Raw genomic sequence first — 305 nt, forward strand, 5'->3', positions numbered from 1 at the left:
GAAGCGGAAGCCCGAGATCGTGAACGAACTGCGGTCTGCCGCGATGCTCACATCAGCGGGGCTGCCGTCGGCCTTCTGGCAGGTGGTCGACATGTTCGGCACCTGGGACACCTGCATTCCTGCAGGCCTGTCTCTTATACACATCTGACGCTGCCGACGAAGAGAACCTAGTGTAGGTGGGGGGGGGGGGGGGGGGGGTGGGGGGGGGGGGGGGGGGGGGGGGGGGGGGGGGGGGGGGGGGGGGGGGGGGGGGGGGGGGGGGGGGGGGGGGGGGGGGGGGGGGGGGGGGGGGGGGGGGGGGGGGG

The 305-nt window shown here is 76.4% G+C and carries 1 protein-coding gene; it reads right to left on the reverse strand.

Translation table 11 applies throughout. The features are described 5' to 3' along the window. A partial coding sequence (locus JHD63_RS23340) for a hypothetical protein (protein ID WP_198973177.1) occupies positions 1–305 on the reverse strand: 305 nt, incomplete at both ends.

The organism is Xylophilus sp. ASV27, assembly GCF_016428875.1.
In the GTDB taxonomy this organism is placed as follows: domain Bacteria; phylum Pseudomonadota; class Gammaproteobacteria; order Burkholderiales; family Burkholderiaceae_C; genus Xylophilus.